General features: G+C 41.9%; 15 protein-coding genes. 14 read left to right on the top strand and 1 reads right to left on the bottom strand.

What is annotated here, in order from left to right; all coding sequences use genetic code 11:
- Nucleotides 1-104 precede the first annotated feature (104 nt).
- Both ytaF and BV455_RS07660 read left to right on the top strand, forming a co-directional pair.
- A complete protein-coding gene (ytaF, locus tag BV455_RS07665) occupies nucleotides 105-764 on the top strand; it encodes a sporulation membrane protein YtaF (RefSeq protein WP_061580352.1) in 660 nt (219 codons plus the stop codon).
- A 106-nt stretch (nucleotides 765-870) separates the two neighbouring features.
- On the top strand, nucleotides 871-1866 hold the full coding sequence (locus BV455_RS07660) for a sporulation protein (protein ID WP_017435893.1): 996 nt from the start codon (nucleotides 871-873) through the stop codon (nucleotides 1864-1866).
- Between the two features lie 140 nt (nucleotides 1867-2006).
- Here BV455_RS07660 and BV455_RS07655 read toward each other — a convergent pair whose 3' ends face one another.
- Entirely contained in the window at nucleotides 2007-4088 is a 2082-nt protein-coding gene (locus BV455_RS07655) for a glycoside hydrolase 5 family protein (protein ID WP_218687912.1), read from the bottom strand.
- 318 nt (nucleotides 4089-4406) lie between these two features.
- Here BV455_RS07655 and BV455_RS07650 point away from each other — a divergent pair, with 318 nt between their 5' ends.
- The 12 genes from BV455_RS07650 (at nucleotide 4407) to BV455_RS07595 (ending at nucleotide 17397) form a co-directional block, all read left to right on the top strand.
- Complete coding sequence (locus tag BV455_RS07650; protein ID WP_042409215.1) at nucleotides 4407-5390, top strand: acetylxylan esterase; 984 nt, start codon at nucleotides 4407-4409, stop codon at nucleotides 5388-5390.
- Nucleotides 5391-5438: 48 nt separating this feature from the next.
- A complete protein-coding gene (locus BV455_RS07645) occupies nucleotides 5439-6446 on the top strand; it encodes a substrate-binding domain-containing protein (RefSeq protein WP_042409217.1) in 1008 nt (335 codons plus the stop codon).
- A 32-nt stretch (nucleotides 6447-6478) separates the two neighbouring features.
- A complete protein-coding gene (locus BV455_RS07640) occupies nucleotides 6479-8710 on the top strand; it encodes an alpha-galactosidase (RefSeq protein WP_042409220.1) in 2232 nt (743 codons plus the stop codon).
- 111 nt (nucleotides 8711-8821) lie between these two features.
- Nucleotides 8822-9742, top strand: a complete 921-nt coding sequence (locus BV455_RS07635) for an ROK family protein (RefSeq protein ID WP_042409221.1) — start codon at nucleotides 8822-8824, stop codon at nucleotides 9740-9742.
- 215 nt (nucleotides 9743-9957) lie between these two features.
- The gene (locus BV455_RS07630) at nucleotides 9958-10842 is read left to right on the top strand and encodes a carbohydrate ABC transporter permease (RefSeq protein ID WP_223813721.1); all 885 of its coding nucleotides are present in this window, start codon (nucleotides 9958-9960) and stop codon (nucleotides 10840-10842) included.
- 21 nt (nucleotides 10843-10863) lie between these two features.
- The gene (locus BV455_RS07625) at nucleotides 10864-11748 is read left to right on the top strand and encodes a carbohydrate ABC transporter permease (RefSeq protein ID WP_174407489.1); all 885 of its coding nucleotides are present in this window, start codon (nucleotides 10864-10866) and stop codon (nucleotides 11746-11748) included.
- Between the two features lie 53 nt (nucleotides 11749-11801).
- Entirely contained in the window at nucleotides 11802-13082 is a 1281-nt protein-coding gene (locus tag BV455_RS07620; RefSeq protein ID WP_042409227.1) for an ABC transporter substrate-binding protein, read from the top strand.
- Nucleotides 13083-13171: 89 nt separating this feature from the next.
- Nucleotides 13172-14122, top strand: coding sequence for a glycoside hydrolase family 113 (locus tag BV455_RS07615; protein WP_155835560.1), 951 nt, complete (start codon nucleotides 13172-13174; stop codon nucleotides 14120-14122).
- Between the two features lie 60 nt (nucleotides 14123-14182).
- Nucleotides 14183-14833, top strand: a complete 651-nt coding sequence (locus BV455_RS07610) for a hypothetical protein (protein WP_042409233.1) — start codon at nucleotides 14183-14185, stop codon at nucleotides 14831-14833.
- Between the two features lie 69 nt (nucleotides 14834-14902).
- On the top strand, nucleotides 14903-15568 hold the full coding sequence (locus BV455_RS07605; RefSeq protein WP_244380499.1) for a GntR family transcriptional regulator: 666 nt from the start codon (nucleotides 14903-14905) through the stop codon (nucleotides 15566-15568).
- A gap of 17 nt (nucleotides 15569-15585) precedes the next feature.
- On the top strand, nucleotides 15586-16209 hold the full coding sequence (locus BV455_RS07600; protein ID WP_061580353.1) for an SGNH/GDSL hydrolase family protein: 624 nt from the start codon (nucleotides 15586-15588) through the stop codon (nucleotides 16207-16209).
- A 363-nt stretch (nucleotides 16210-16572) separates the two neighbouring features.
- Nucleotides 16573-17397, top strand: a complete 825-nt coding sequence (locus BV455_RS07595; RefSeq protein WP_061580354.1) for an undecaprenyl-diphosphate phosphatase — start codon at nucleotides 16573-16575, stop codon at nucleotides 17395-17397.
- Nucleotides 17398-17658: the final 261 nt, after the last annotated feature.

Below are 17658 nucleotides of genomic sequence, written 5' to 3'. Positions count from 1 at the left end.
GACAGAAGCAGAAATATTTCCTTGGAAATCGACATGTGTCGAATGGGCAAAAAAAGTTCCCCCTGTGTGGATCATTGCATATAGTAACGCAGGAGGAACGAATAATGTGGAAATATATATCAATGATCATGTTAGCCTTTGCCGTCAGTATGGACAGTTTAAGCGTTGGGGTGACATACGGAATTAGGAAAATTCAATTTCCGCTTCGCTCAAGGCTCGTCATCGCATGCATGTCCGGCACGATGTTATTGTCATCCATGTATGTCGGCAGCGTTCTTTTGTTGTTTTTGCCGGTGCAGGCGGAGCGATGGCTGGCTTCCTCTATATTAATTGCCCTTGGCATTTGGGCGATTTATAATGTAGTTAAAGAAGAGGATAAGCACGAAAGGATTGAACCGTTGGTGGCGGCTCCGCCTCGCATTAAAGTATGGAGGTTTCAATTGGAGCGATTTGGCATCGTCGTTCAAGTGCTAAAACGCCCGACGCTAGGGGATTTGGACCGTTCCGGAAGCATCAGTATGACAGAGGCGATATTGATTGGTTTCGCGCTGTCGATGGATGCGTTTGGCGCGGGAATCAGTGCCTCGTTTCTAGGGTATTCGCCATTGCTGCTTGCCTTGCTTGTATGCACATTAAATATCATTTTTATTGGTTTAGGGTTAAAAGCTGGAAATCTGCTCTCCAAGACAAAGGCAGTGAAAAAGGCTACGGTCATCCCTGGAGCGATTTTAATCTGCCTCGGCATCACGAAAATATTTTTTTGACCATCCTAAAAGCCGTTGCCTTTAGGATGGATTATATTGAATCTCTTTGGCCGTTATATTCGTAACTATTCATAGAAACAATATTTCCATGAGGAGAGATGAACAAATGTGGAAAAAGTTGTTGTCTAAACTTGGAGTAGGAGCTGCAAAAGTAGACCTTGTGCTGCACCGTCCTCACGTACGTCTAGGTGAAAAATTGGAAGGAGAATTTTTGATTGAAGGGGGGACGGTGGCACAACAAATTCGCAAGCTGGAAGTGGAACTGCAACTCACCGTTCAGGCTGATGGAAAAGCATATCGCCGAACGGTGGCCGTCATTCCCGTTGCTCCCGCGTTTACCATTCAGCCCGGGGAAAGAAAGGTATTGCCGTTTTCTTATGTTCTACCGTTGCATTTGCCGATTACCCGTCATAGTGTGCGCTATACGTTTGTGACGCGTTTGGATATTGCCGATGGAGCCGACGCCTTTGACCAGGATGCGATTCATATTCTTCCGCCGTTAGCCCTTGAGAAATTGTTTCAAGCGTTTGCGAAACTTGGTTTCCGCGAGAAGCCTTCTTCGGGCAAAATAAGTGCGTACGGCCAAGAATTTGCCTTCTTCCCGACCGACATGTTTAGAGGAACGGTACAGGAAGTAGAATTTTTTGCCCTGCTCGAAGAGGAAGGGGTTCGGTTGTATCTAGAAATAGACGTATGGAACGGATTTGCTGGGCTACGTGAAAAAGAGATGAAACAAGAGATGTTTTTGCGTTATGAAGAGTTAGACGATGTGGACGGAACAGCTCAAGCGTTGCAACGTGCAATCGAAGAAGCGGTTCAAGCTGCTCAGAACCCTTCCTTCCATATGGGCACTACCTATGCGCCGCCTTATACCGCTCCACATGCATACGATCCTTATCATCAACATCATCCTTATCACCAACATCATCATGGTGGGCATAGCATGATGGGAGCGATTGGCGGATTTGCGGCGGGAATGCTTGCGGGCATGGTGACGGAGGAATTGTTGGAGGACGTCGTTGAGGATGCGCTTGATGATCATGACCTAGGAGACATGCTGGATGTCGGCGATTGGTTTGACGGCGACGACGATATTATATAAGCATCACAGAGGGTGTTTCCAAAAGCAAAATGATGGGACACCCTTTTTTCTGCGTCCATCATCGTGAGGAGCGTTAAGAAAGACGAAAAAGATCCGATGGCCTTTCATGAAAAGGGGCATCGGATCTTTTACATAAAATGTTATATTTTTTTAAATAGCGTGACGTTGTCGATATAAATAGGACCCTTATAAGCTAATTTATTTCCGACGATGTTAAGAAACAGCTCGTTAACATTAGGCATAGCATTAAATTCAACATTAACGTGTAGCAATTTGTATTGTTGGTTATGGATTGTAACAGTGGTTAAGTCATTTACATTGACATGGTATTGGTCGACACCGATTTTGATCCAACCTGGATTTAAGGCGATGTAAGGACGTAAAGCGCCATTGACATCCACGCGAGGCAGAAGCAAGTCAAATGATATACGGGATGTTTCGCTTAATTCAGAGATAGGGCTTATTTTTACCTTTACTTCTTCCCAGTCTGCATTCCCAGGAAGATCTACATTTACACGCAGCATCTCGTTTTCGCGTGCTAATGCAGGAATTCCAAAGTTGGCTTGCCATGTGCCATCTGCATATACGTTATTCATATCCGAATCAAAAGAAAATTGTTTGATGATTTCATATGCGGAAGCATTTTGGATATTGACCGTCACTTCATCGGATGCAATCGTTTGTTTGTTCGTTAAAGTGGCAGTTGCTTTTAAGGTAACTGTACTGTCCTCTATTTCTTTTGTGGTATCCCAGTCAAATTCGTAACAATCGAATGAAGCATTATATTTCATCGTATAAGCTTCATCATGGCTGCTAAGTTGCAGCTGTACTTTTTGCACTTTGTGCTGGTCACTCGCCACTTTTACTTTTACACGATAAGTGCCGCAAACATCTTGTGGTTTTGCAGGGAAGGCAAAATATACTTTTGGTTCTTTTTCGACATGTCTATCTCCGTTAAACAATTTAGCATATGTTTTTAGCAGGTTAGTAACCGAGCTATGATCATTGACAATCCGGAATCCGTCATAATCAGGATAGTAACCATTTTCATCCGCGCTTTCAGGGTTGTCATCGATGCCAGTCAGAAGCCAAAACATTGCACCGGTGCCGCCGTGTTCGAACATCGTCCGATTCCATGTATCATATATCATTTCACGGTTTTGCACTCCTGTGGCGCTAATTCCGTATTCTTCGAGCACAACTGGTTTTTTCGCTTTCTTTCCGGCAGCAAGATGGTCAAGAATATATTGTTCTCCCCACTTTTCGACGTTTTCCGGCGAAATTCCCCAATGTTCAGGATATAAATGGAATGTCCCGTAGTCTATATTTTTTAAAGCAATTAACCGGTCCCAGTCCACCCCGTTATAACCAGTGTACATATAGGAACCTTCACCATTGAATCCACCCGACGAACGGCGGAAGAATCCTTCGTCTCCTACTGCAACAAGGTGATGAGGGTCCATTGATTTAATATATGTGCTCATTTCATCGGCCCAGCGAACAAGCGTATCCCCTGTTGGGTCAGAGTCGTTGCGAGGTTCGTTAGCCAATTCCCATGCCATAATCGTCGGTTCATTTTTATAAATGATGCCGGTATATTGGTTTTTCCGATTGATTAGATAATGAACGTAATTTTTGTAAGCGGTTTTAATTCTTTCATCTGTATAGAATAAATCGTGATTCGTTTCTCCAATCCAGTTGACGTATTGCATCATGCCGCCGAAGTTATTCCAGTTGTTTGTTAATACGATGACTAAGCGAATTCCTTCCTGCTTGGCTTTGTAAATGGTGTAGTCTAAACGTTCAAAACCGTTTTGCGCCCCTTCTAATTCTTTAGGAATGGGTCCTTCTCCCATATACTTGCCCATTTCATATTGCATGTACGTGTTATGCGCTTGGTTTTCCGAAGTCATCCCGTCAAAAAATCCCCAAAGACGAATCACTTTTATTCCCATTTTTTTTGCTGATTCAATGACGTCATCAATCATTTGATTGGATTTGTAATGAAGGTAATAGTTATTGGTTCCGACAAAGCGAAACTCTTTGTTGCCAATCATTAATTTGTCGCCTTTGCGGTAAACAAATTCATTGTCTTTTGTTGGAGTGGCAGGTTCCCTCTTTGTTTTTGCATGTACGTTGTTTTGGGAGAAAAAGATAGGTACTACAGCACAAACGATACTAACAAGAAGCGCGATGAAGGTGTAACTCCATTTTTTGTTCATGGATTAAACTCCTCCTTCTTTTATGAATTTCTAAGTGAAAGATCTGGGCAGTCAAACCATGGTGTAGTGGAGAATGAAAGGTTTGTAGGAAGACAGGTAATTAACTCGTGGTGGATATAGGGGAAATATCTGGATGCTGTTAGGGAAATTTTATAAAACGTTTTCTATGTTGTCAACTTAAATTTAAGTAATCGTTAAGTTTAAAATTATAACTAAATGAAGTTAATTTAGCAGGAATATAAAATAAAAATGCCGAATCTATAAACCTATAGATCGTTGTATTGTGTTATTTAAGTAGAGAAAGGATGAACGTTCACCATGTTCGATATGCCGTTAGCACAATTACAGAAATACATGGGGACAAATCCGAAGCCGGCTGATTTTGCTGACTTTTGGAGTCGAGCGTTGGAGGAATTATCTGCCCAATCGTTGCATTATGAGCTGATTCCGGCAACATTTCAAACGACAGTGGCGAGTTGCTACCATTTGTATTTCACGGGAGTCGGCGGGGCTAGAGTCCATTGTCAGTTAGTAAAACCGAGAGAGCAGAAGCAGAAAGGCCCGGGGTTGGTATGGTTTCATGGCTACCATACGAATAGCGGCGATTGGGTCGATAAACTGGCATATGCTGCGGCAGGTTTTACTGTATTGGCGATGGATTGCCGCGGCCAAGGAGGAAAATCAGAGGATAATTTGCAAGTGAAAGGCCCAACATTGAAGGGCCATATTATTCGCGGAATTGAGGATCCAAATCCTCATCATCTTTATTATCGAAATGTTTTTTTAGATACAGTTCAGGCGGTAAGAATTTTATGCTCTATGGATCATATTGATCGTGAACGAATTGGTGTATATGGCGCTTCCCAAGGAGGAGCGTTGGCATTAGCGTGTGCTGCTCTGGAACCATCGGTGGTGAAAAAAGCGGTTGTGCTCTATCCATTTTTATCGGATTATAAGCGGGCGCAAGAGTTGGATATGAAAAATACCGCGTATGAGGAAATTCATTATTATTTTCGATTTTTAGATCCCACACATGAGCGGGAAGAAGAAGTATTTTACAAACTAGGCTATATTGATATTCAACACTTAGCCGATCGGATTTGTGCCGATGTTTTATGGGCTGTTGCGCTAGAAGACCATATTTGTCCCCCGTCCACACAATTTGCTGTTTATAATAAAATTAAGTCAAAAAAAGACATGGTTTTGTTTTACGAGTATGGTCATGAGTATTTACCGACTATGGGAGACCGTGCTTATCTGTTTTTTGCCGATCTTCTTTCCAATCCAAAAGAGAAACGTTAAGTAAATCTTAAAAAATTCTATCATTCTTTGAGGACGGGGTTGAACATCGTGAAACAACGTGTAACGATGCGTGATATAGCCAGAAAACTTGGAGTGAGCAGCGTCACTGTTTCAAAAGCACTAAATGATAAGGAAGGTGTCAGTGAAGAGCTGCGGAAAAAAATTAAGGAAACGGCCCGGGAGATGGGGTATCGTTTGAATACGCTGGCCAAAGCGATGAAGGAAGGGTATTCGTATAACGTTGGTGTCGTCATTCCGGAACGATTTATTGGAGATACACAATCATTTTATTTGCGGTTTTACCAGCATATCGCCAAAGCATTAGATCATTACGGCTATTGCAGTATATTACACATTTTGACTGCGGAAGACGAGGAGCAGCTGCAGCTGCCGCGGGTGTATAATGAACGGAAAGTAGACGGTTTCATTATGCTTGGACAAGTAAATAAAGAATATGCCTCGCTTTTTCAACAAATTGAGCTGCCTGTCGTATTTCTTGATTTCTATCATGACCAAGATGTTGACTGCGTGTTAACGGATAACTTTTTTGGTATGTATGAGTTGACTAATCATTTAATTCAATGTGGCCATCGGGAAATTGCTTTTGTCGGGAATATTTACTCTACAAGCAGCATTCAAGACCGTTTTTTAGGCTACTATAAATCATTGTTGGAACATCGTATTCCTTTACGAGAGGAATATATCATTAGCGACCGTGATGAAAAAGGGAAATATATTGATTTTGTATTGCCGAAAAACATGCCGACTGCTTTTGTATGCAACTGTGATCAAGTAGCCTATCATTTGGTTCATACGCTCAAAGAGTTAGGGTACCGTGTTCCCGAAGATTGTTCTGTTGTAGGATTTGATAATGACATTTATGCCACATTGGCGGAGCCTAACTTAACGACTGTACAAGTGAATATGGAAGAAATGTCCGATTTGGCTGTAAAGATGATCATCGAGAAAAGTAAAGACCGGAATAAAAAGTATGGCAGGGTTTTAGTGAAAGGACAAATTATTTATCGGGACTCTGTCCAACGTATAAATGATTGAGATGGCATAACAAAAAGCGGAGGGGGATAGCTGTGCCGATTCAAGTAAATGAGGAAACAAAAGAATTTCATTTATTTAATGAGAATATCAGTTATATTTTTCGGGTGCTAGAAAAAAGCAACCAATTGGAACATTTGTACTATGGAAAGCGAATCAAACATCGTGATTCTTTTCAGCATCTCATTGAACGGGAAGTACGGCCGTCTTGCAATATGTTTGAAGGCGACTATACTTCATCGCTTGAACATATTAAACAGGAATATCCAAGCTACGGAACGACGGACTATCGCTATCCGTCCTATGTGATCATGAATGATATCGGGAGCACCGTGACGAATTTCCAATATGATAGTTATCGAATTATTGCTGGAAAGCCGAAACTTCCTTTTCTGCCGGCTACATATGTGGAGAACCCAGAAGAAGCAGATACATTGGAAGTGACATTAATCGACGATGTCCTACAGTGTAAGTTGGTTTTAAGCTATACGATTTATCGTCATCGCAATGTTATTTGTCGAAATGCCAAATTAGTGAATGAAGGGGAAAAGGCGTTTTATATCCACCATGCCATGAGCAGCAGTGTTGATTTTCCGGACAGTGATTTTGAAATGGTGCAGTTATCGGGAGCATGGGCAAGAGAGTTTCATTTGGAAACAAAAAAAATAACAAAGGGAATCCAGTCTGTATATAGTGTTCGCGGGGCAAGCAGTCATATTCATAACCCATTTCTTGCTTTAAAACGACCGGATGCAACGGAACATAAGGGGGAAGTTTACGGTTTTAGTCTTGTCTACAGCGGAAATTTCTTGGCGCAAGTCGAAGTCGATACGTATGATGTGACCCGCGTGCTAATGGGCATTCATCCATTTCAGTTTCGTTGGAAGCTGTATCCGACCGAATCGTTTCAAACGCCCGAATGTGTGATGGTTTATTCCGACCAAGGATTAAATGGAATGAGCCAAACGTATCACGATTTATACCGTACCCATTTAGTAAGAGGACCATGGCGGGATCGTCCTCGCCCTATTTTAATTAATAACTGGGAAGCGACCTATTTTGATTTTAATGAAGAAAAAATTTTGCAAATCGCTAAAACGGCAAAAGAACTTGGAATAGAATTGTTCGTGTTGGACGATGGCTGGTTTGGCAATCGGAATGATGATACAAGCTCGCTGGGCGACTGGTTTGAAAATAGGGAGAAACTCCCAAGTGGTATTAAAGGATTATCGGAAAAAATTGAAGCGTTAGGGATGAAGTTCGGTTTATGGTTTGAACCAGAAATGGTTTGTAAAGGCACAAAACTGTTCCAAGAACATCCCGATTGGGTGATTGCTACACCGAACCGCCGCATGTCCCATGGCAGAAATCAATTTGTTTTGGATTTTTCCAAACAGGAAGTGGTAGATTATATTTTCGGCTTAATGAGTCACGTAATAGAAAATGCAAAGATCTCTTATATTAAGTGGGATATGAATCGGTATATAACTGAACCATACTCCAATGGATTGCCTGCCGACCGACAAGGGGAAGTATTCCATCGTTATATATTAGGAGTTTACCAATTATACGAACGATTGTTGGAAGCGTTTCCTCACATTTTATTTGAATCCTGTGCGGGTGGTGGCGGAAGGTTTGATCCAGGGATGCTATATTACGCACCGCAAGCATGGACGAGTGATGACACCGATGCGGTGGAACGGCTGAAAATTCAATATGGTGCTTCCCTCGTATACCCGTTAAGTTCGATTGGCAGCCATGTTTCAGCTGTTCCAAATCATCAAGTTGGACGGATAACTCCGCTTGACACAAGAGCTAATGTTGCTTATTTCGGAACGTTTGGATATGAGTTGGATATTACGAAATTAACGGACGAAGAAAAAGAAAAGGTGAAGCAGCAAGTCACCTTTTTTAAAGAAAAGAGACAACTTATTCATCACGGCCGTTTTTATCGGCTGCTTGACCCGTTCCACTCGAATGAAGTGGCATGGATGGTTGTATCAGAAGACCAAAAAGAAGCCATCGTAGGCTATTATCAAGTACTGGCCAAACCAAATGATCGTTATCACCGTCTCAAGTTAAAGGGATTGCATCCGGATTTCCTTTATGTTGTAGAAGGAAAAGGGACTACCCATTACGGCGATGAGCTGATGAACGTTGGGATGATTTTTGCTGAGAATTACACAGACCGTGCCCATGAATATTGGCAGCGTGAGAAGAAAGGCGATTTTGCTTCGCAAGTTTTCGTGTTGAAGGCAATATCTTAAGTTTATACGGAAGGGACACCGTCATTTTTACTTTCGTTGTGGAAAAACGGAAAGAAACCGTTTCGCTTCGATGAATGATAATGAATCAGGTAGCACGGGGGTGGGGATACGATGAAACATTATATGGTATTTGATATTGGCGGCACCCATGTAAAACATGCCGTCATGAATGAGACAGGCAGTTTTTTAGAAAAGGGAAGTTACCCTTCCGAACGAAATGATTTTGAGAAATTTAAAGAAGATTTGCTGGCTGTCGTACGGCAGGCAAAGGAGCGTTATGAAGTGGTGGGAATTGCAATGAGCTGCCCTGGCGGAGTGGATAGTGACAGCGGTGTGATCGGAGGGAGCAGTGCTCTTCCTTGCATTCATGGCCCGAATTTTAAAGAAGTATTTGGGAGTGAAACCGGTCTTCCGGTGGAATTGGAAAATGACGCGAATTGCGCGGCCCTTGGGGAGCTTTGGAAAGGAGCGGCGAAACATAATCGAGATGTTTTATTTGTCGTAGTAGGAACGGGAATCGGCGGAGCGGTTGTCAAAGACCGAAAAATTCATAAAGGTGCCCACCTGCATGGCGGGGAGTTTGGTTATATGATTATGGATGTCCGCAACGAAAACGGGAATATAGAATGCAAAACATGGAGCGACATTGGTGCGACCGGAGCGCTTGTCTGCCGTGTTGCTAAAGAAAAAGGATTAAGCGTCCATGAGCTAAACGGTGAAAAGGTTTTTGCGATGACGGAACAAGGAGACCTGCAGGCACAAAAGGCAATTGATGAATTTTATTTTGCGTTAGCGCGGGGAATTTTTAATATTCAATATGTATACGACCCGGAAAAAATTATTCTCGGCGGTGCGATCAGCAATCGCGAGGATTTTATTGAACAAATTGAGAAAAGACTATCTTTGCTTATGTCCCATATAGGTATTGCTAAAGTAAGACCGGTCATCGAAAAATGCCATTTTAAAAACGACGCCAATCTGCTCGGCGCGCTTTATCATTATATGCAACGGCGCGGGGAGTTAATAGAGTAAGAAAAGAACCTGTTCTATCTGCGGATAGAGCAGGTTTTTATTTTGCGCGAAAGCGAAGGAGGTGATGAATTATATAAATATATTTAAATAAAAGTATAGACTTTTTAAATGTTTATGTATATAATTTAATTGAATAGAATAATTAATTTAAATTTTTTGTTATTTGCAAGCGCTTTAATAGGGGGAATGTCTTTCAAGAAAGGTGGGAGAGAGTGGTGACAAAGTCACGAACGTTTGTCTTTTATATGTTTATTTTGCCTTGGTTGCTTGGGTTTTTTATCTTTACTGCCGGACCAATGATTTATTCCCTTTACATGTCGTTTACCGACTATTCCGGTTTTGGTGAAGCGCATTGGGTGGGGCTAGAAAACTATAAAAAAATCTTTACCGACGATCCATTGTTTTGGCAAGCATTATGGAATACTTTCTTTTATACGATTATTGGTGTGCCGCTTGGGTTGGTTGTTGGGTACATGTTAGCAGTCTTATTAAATACAAAAGTAAAATTTATGGGGATATTTCGGACGATTTTTTATTTACCTTCCATCGTCCCTGCCGTAGCTAGTTCATTGTTATGGATTTTGATTTTTCAGCCGGAATTTGGAATTGCCAATGCTATTTTATCCTTTTTCCATTTGCCGACTTCCAACTGGCTGTTAAGTGAAGCAATGGTGAAGCCGACGTTAATTATTATGAGCCTGTGGGGAGCAGGTGGTGGGATGGTCATTTACTTAGCAGGCTTGCAAAGCGTACCATCGTCACTGTATGAGGCAGCAGAATTAGACGGTGCAGGAAAGTGGCACAAATTTTGGCATATTACCGTTCCAATGACGTCCAATGTTATTTTCTTTAATTTAATTATGGGTTTGATCGGTTCGTTTCAAATATTTACACAGGCATATGTAGTAAGTAACGGAAACGGTGGCCCGAACTACAAATCGTTGTTTTACGTTTTCTATCTTTATCAAGAAGCGTTTAAATTTTTCAAGATGGGCTACGCTTCTGCGCTAGCTTGGATTTTATTCGTGATTATTCTCATTGTGACGGTAATTCAGTTCAAGATATTCGGCAAGAAGGTATATTACGAATTTGATGAATAATTCGCTTAGAGAGGAGGGAGTATGGTGGAACTGGCTGAAGCAAGGGTAGAGACAAAGCCGGTAAAAATGCGAAGCATGAAGAGAGGCAAGCGGATAGAAAGAATCGTTATTTATGCCTTGCTCATTATTTTATCGATTGTATTTATTTTTCCGTTCTTTTGGTTGGTCGGCACATCTCTTAAACCGGAAAGCGAAGCGATGGCGTTTCCGCCTTCATTACTGCCAAAGAAATGGGATTGGGCGAATTATAAAGAAGTATTTGAAATTGTCCCTTTTGCTAAATATTATATTAACTCACTTATTGTTACCGTTGGCGGTGTGATAGGAACCGTTATTTCGTGTACGATTGTTGCCTATGGTTTTGCTCGCATTAAAGGGAAAGGAAGAGATTTTTGGTTTGCCGTGCTGTTGGCGACCATGATGCTTCCGCCACAGGTAACTATGATCCCTGTTTATATGATTTTCTCAAAACTTGGTTGGATTAATACATTTTTGCCGCTTATTGTGCCATCGTTCTTTGGAAATGCGTATTATATATTTTTGTTGCGTCAATTCTTTAAAACTATTCCAAGAGAGCTGGAGGAATCTGCTTATCTGGATGGCTGCGGGACATTTGGGATCTTCTGGAGAATTATCATTCCACTTTCGATTCCTTCCGTCATTACCGTAGCATTGCTAAGCTTTATGGGATATTGGAATGACTTTTTAGGACCACTAATTTACTTAAATGATGAATCAAAATATACGCTTGCGTTAGGTATTCTTCAATTTAAAGGCGCTCTCATTGTTTCATGGGGACCAATGATGGCAGCTAGTGTACTAGTTCTTTTACCACTAATTATCCTTTTCTTTGTTGGGCAAAAATACTTTATCAGCGGAATTGCCACCACAGGGGTAAAAGGATAAAACAACCAATTAAGGTAGTAATTCATTTTTATATAAAAAGGGGGATTGTAACAATGAAGAAAACAAAAAGATGGTGGAGCATCCTCAGTATTTGCGCAGCACTTATTTTATCTATCGCTTTAGCAGGATGTTCTAATTCCGAAAAAGCTTCGGAAGGGAAAAAGGGCGATGTTACATTACGAATTTTAATTTGGAACAACAATCCGGAAGGAACAAAACTGGAAAATGAGATTTTCAGGGCATTTGAAAAGGAGAATCCTGGTATCAAGGTAAAAACGGTTTATGCCCCTTACGACAAATTTAATGATAAGTTTTTAACAATGTCCGCAGGAGGAGATCAACCGGATTTAGTATGGATTCAGCCTGCCGCGTTTGGTCAATTTGTAGCCAAAGGATTGTTGATGGATTTAACCGACCGGGTGGAAAAAGAAATCAACAAAGATGAATTTTTGCCGAACGTTTTAGAGTTAGGACAGGTAAATGGAAAGCAGTATGCATTGATCCGCGACGCTTCTGCCTTCCAAATGGGATATAACAAAGATTTATTTGATAAAGCCGGCGTCCCTTATCCAAAAGATGATTGGACATGGGAAGACTTTTTAGAAGCAGCTAAAAAATTGACGAAAGTAGAAAACGGGAAAATTGTTCAATTTGGCATTGAAAATTTCTATACGAATGAGTTATTGGTCGAAAATGGTGGTGGATTTGTCAGCCCAGACGGCAAAAAAGTGATTATTGACAGCCCGGAATCGATAGAAGCGATTCAATTTGGTCGCGACCTTATTCATAAGTACCATGTTCAACCAACTTCTGCGCAATCGCAAGGCATGACGAATATGTTCCTAGCTGGAAAAGCGGCAATGAGATTACTAGGTCCTTGGGACTGGGCCGATACCGCGAAAAATGCTAATTTTAGATGGGATGTTGTGCCAATGCCGGCAGGAAAAGCTGGAAACGTAGCTGCTGCATCCTACCTTCCAATCGGTATTTCGAAAGGCACAAAGCATCCGGAAGAAGCATGGAAACTGTTGAAATTTTTAACGTATGGAAAAGGTCAAGACCTGCAATTAAATACCATCTCTGCTGTATCTGTGATGAAGCGAAATGCGGATAAAATTGAAAGCATGAAAAACGCGCCGGAAAACGCAAAATCACTGGCAAAAACGTTAAAAGAAGGGAAAACCGTGCGAAATGCGCCGTATACTCCGGAATATGCAGAAATTGTGAACAAAATACAGCCAGTCATTGATAATATCAACTTAAAAAATCTAGATGTGGAAAAAGAGTTGAAGAAAATAGCGGATCAAATCAGAAAAGAATATAACTTACAATAAATCTAGTTTTTAAAGGGAGGTGTTTGTTTTCCAGTGAAAACAAACACCTTTTTCCTCGCACAAATATGGCGTACAGGAAAGGAGACGGTATGATGGGCACGAACTGGGAGATCAAGAGTTTTAATTTCGTTACGTGGGATTGGTCAAAAGACGTGGAACTGGATCAAGCAAAGCGTGAAATAGATGAGATGGTGAAACGGTGTGCTATCAATACGGTGACGTTTGCTTTTGCGGCAAGACAAGAGCATTGTTATTCCACTTATATCGACTGGAAAAGCGGGTTCATGCCCAATCTAAATGAATTAAGTGAACTGATTCATTATGCAAAGTCTAAAGGATTAAAAACAATTGTCAAACCAATGGTAAACGTCAATGATGGATACTGGCGCGCCTATATTCGCTTTTTTGATGAAGATGTTCCATGCGAGCCAAAATGGAGCGATTGGTTTCGCCATTATAATGAATACATGCTGGCGTATGGCCAATTTTGCGAGCAGAACGGTGTGGATATGCTAATTATCGGCTGTGAAATGGTAGGAACCGATCATCGTGAACAAGAATGGCGTTATTTAATTAGCCAGTTGCGGCAAGTATATGGTGGGGCATTAACCTATAATTGTGATAAATATCAAGAGCATAACGTAAAATGGTGGGACGCCCTCGATTATATTTCTTCATCGGGCTACTATCCGAAAGGAATGATTGAAAATGAGTTAGAACGGATTGAACAAGTCGTCCGCCATTATGGAAAGCCGTTTTTCTTCGCCGAGGCGGGCTGTCCTGCCGTCGTTGGAGCTTCCGCGGTGCCAAATGACTGGAAAATCATTGATAAGGGAATTCCAAGTGAGAAGGAGCAGGCGGACTACTACACGGAGTTTTTATCGATATGTGCAAAAAAGGAGTTTATAAGCGGATTTTGTTTCTGGGATTGGCCAATCAAATCGCCGGCAACAAAAGAAGAAATCGAACAACCTGGACAGTATAGCATCAAATGGAAACAGGCAGAGCAGATTGTAGCACATTTCTATCGAACGCATTAAAAAAGTATAGCCCTTTTGTACTATTGGTTTATAATAGAAAGCAGAGGTAGGCGATATGTTGTGAGAATGCGAAAAAAAACAAAAAAACGGTCATTTTTGGACAGTAAATATTTTTCCTTTATGGATACTACTTATCGCCTGATTAAATCCAGTTTGTTGTTTTGGGTTTATTTATTTAAGCATGCCATTGTTCTAGGATTTTCTATTTCTTTTTGTACATTGATTGATGTGGTCGAGGAAATTTTAGGTGGCAACGCGCAGGCGATACGTCAGTTATTTCGGGAAAAAAGCAAAAGATATCGCAACAGCAAGATCCTATCGCTTCTTCTTATCGGATTGACGATCTATTTTAGTGCCTTTGTCATTCTTCCTTTTCCTAAAGGATGGAGTTCTGCCGTTGTTGCTACGATTAAATTTGTTTGTTTGTATATGCTGTTGCTTATATGGATTTTGTTCATGTATACGTCTTATACGATGGTGAAACTACAACTGCCAGCGAAACAAGCTGCTTTATATGGATTTTATTTAATGGTTAAACATTTTCTTCGTTCTTTTGCACTGTTGCTAGTGTTTTTGGCTATCATATGGTTAAGTGGCTATAATGCGGTTTTTTTCCTTTTCTTTGCCCCGTCTATTTACGTGATGTGCACGAGGGCTATCATCGGTTCCATTTATCGGTCCGATCGAGAACAATCATCGGTGTTTATATAAATTCTTTGTAATTAGGTGATGGGATTGACAAAATATAGGGAAATTGCCAACGATATCAGGAGTAAAATTTTGAAAGGAATATATAAAGAAAACGAGCAACTGCCGTTTGAAAAGGAACTATGCGAAAAATATCATGCCAGCAAAATGACGGTCAAAAAAGCGCTCGACCTCCTTGTCGCCGAAGGGCTGATTGTCAAAAAGCGAGGGTCGGGCACGTTCGTCAAAGACATTCAAACGCAGGAAATGCAGCGCATGATGCTGTCCAATCAGTTCCGCGGATTCACCGCGACGTACGCGGACCGGAAAGTATCAAGCATCGTTTTGGATTTTTCTGTCATCAGCGCACCGGAAAGGGTGGCGACTTATTTAAATATCCAGAAAGACTCGTTTGTGTATGCCATTCGCCGAGTTCGCTGCGTAGACGATCAGCCGCTGGTCATTGAGTCGATGTATATGCCGATTCATGTGATTACGGGGTTAAAAAAGGAACATTTAGAAGCGTCTGTTTACAAATATATTGAAGAAGACTTGGGGCTGAAAATTCAAAGCGCCCACCGCACGATTCGCGTCCGCAAATCAACAGCGGAAGAACAGAGGCATTTGCACATGCAAGAGCATGACCCGGTTGCCGAAGTCGAACAGGTTGCGTTTTTAGATAACGGACAGGCGTTTGAATATTCGCTTTCCGTGCACCGCTACGATGCGTTTGAATTTAAAACCGTCATTTTACGATAAGGAAGCGAGGGAAGAAGATGAAACTCGAAGGAAGAATCGTATTCATCGGCGACAGCATTACCGAATCGGGAAGATGGAGAGACCCGGAACAAATTGGCTACGGATATGTCCGGCTGATCCGCGACTATCTTATTACCGCTTATCCGCACCGCTCCTTTGATGTTGTTAATCGCGGCGTCAGCGGCAACCGCATTCCCGATCTGCTGGCGAGATGGGAGCGGGACGTTATCGATCTTCAGCCAGATATCGTTTCCATTTCGATCGGCATCAATGATGTATGGCGCCAGCTCGACCATCCAGAAAAGGAGCAAGTATATCCGGACCAATTTGAACAGGTATATACGCAGCTGGCTGTGCAAACGAAGGAACAAACGAAAGCGCAGCTGATATTTATGGAGCCGACCATTATCGGCGAGGATATTCATTCAGAAGGAAACATAAAGCTGAAACCGTATGTGAAAATTGTGCAAAAAATGGCGCAGCGGTTTCGAGGTATTTTAGTGCCTACCCATCAGGCGTTTCTCGCCTATTTACAAGCGCGTTCGCCATATAGACTGACAACAGACGGTGTTCACATGAATTCCATCGGCAATATGCTGATGGCGCGTACTTGGATAGGTGCGGTGAAAAAAGTGAATTGATCTCTTTCATCACTTTCCTTTCTTTGGCTGAAGAGGAGGTCTTGTCGCTCGATGATGATGAAAACAGTCCGACGGCTCGCAAAGAAGAGCCCGTCGGATTTTTTTGTGAAGAAAGAATTTCCAAGAGTTTAGAGTGAGAGGAAATTTATAGGCAGATAGATACCTCTTTTGGCGGTGGTAGAAATAGAAGATTTATAGTAAAATAAAGCGTGCTGACTTTTTGGTATGTATTGATTTGGTAAAAGGAAAAGAGCAGGAAAGTGCTATAAAGAGAAAGCGAAGCGTGATATTTTGGCATAGCGGAAAAATATGCTATATAAGTAGAGACAACTTATAATTTCGAAAAGAAAGGAATGCTAGCGAATGGACATTGTAGAGATTATAAAGGCCATTATTTTAGGAATGGTTGAAGGATTAACGGAGTTTGCACCGGTTTCCTCAACGGGCCATATGATTATTGTCGATGATATGTGGCTGAAATCGCAGGAATTTTTAGGGAAGTATGCAGCAAACACTTTTAAAGTTGTCATTCAGCTTGGCTCGATTTTGGCGGTCGTTGTCGTGTTTAAAGACCGCTTTATCGACTTGCTTGGGCTGCGTGGACGCCATCGCGATGAACAGCCGCGTCTGAAGCTGATGCAAGTGATTGTCGGACTCATTCCAGCAGGGGTATTAGGAGTGTTGTTTGATGATTATATTGACGAGCACTTATTTTCGACCGCAACCGTGTTGATCGGATTAGTGCTTGGGGCGCTGTTGATGATTGCCGCTGATTGGTTTGCTAAAAAGAATACTCCGAAAGCGCAAACGGTCGACCAAATTACATACAAACAGGCGATCATCGTCGGCCTTGTTCAATGCTTGTCGTTATGGCCGGGATTCTCCCGTTCCGGCTCGACGATTTCCGGCGGGGTGTTGGCGGGAATGAGCCACCGGGCCGCGGCCGACTTCACGTTCATTATGGCTGTTCCGATTATGGCCGGCGCAAGTGGCTTGTCGCTGTTAAAAAACTGGCAGTACGTGACGGCGGCCGATATCCCGTTTTTCATCGCTGGGTTTATTAGCGCATTTTTGTTTGCCTTGCTCGCGATTCGCTTTTTCTTGCATCTCATCAACCGCGTCCGCCTTGTGCCGTTTGCGGTGTACCGCATTGTCTTGGCGCTGGTCATTTACGTTTTGTATTTCTAGAATGATTGGAGAATACTGCTTTTATGCCCGATGGATGCATTCCATCGGGTGTTTTTATTCCAATAGTCCAAGCTTCATCGCTTTGACGACCGCCCCAGCCCGCGAGTCGACGTCTAATTTTCGCAAAATCGAAGATACGCGGCATCAAACAAAAGCCTTCATTTTACAACACTAATCATGTATAATATACATAGAAGGTTCGTATAAATAAAATAAGACCAAGGGTGCTGCAACACCCTCGGTCCTGCAATAGAACGGTTC

The organism is Parageobacillus caldoxylosilyticus, assembly GCF_019272935.1.
In the GTDB taxonomy this organism is placed as follows: Bacteria; Bacillota; Bacilli; order Bacillales; family Anoxybacillaceae; genus Saccharococcus; species Saccharococcus caldoxylosilyticus.
The sequence above is the reverse complement of the archived record's forward strand: the minus strand, read 5'-3'. Positions and strand labels throughout refer to the sequence as shown.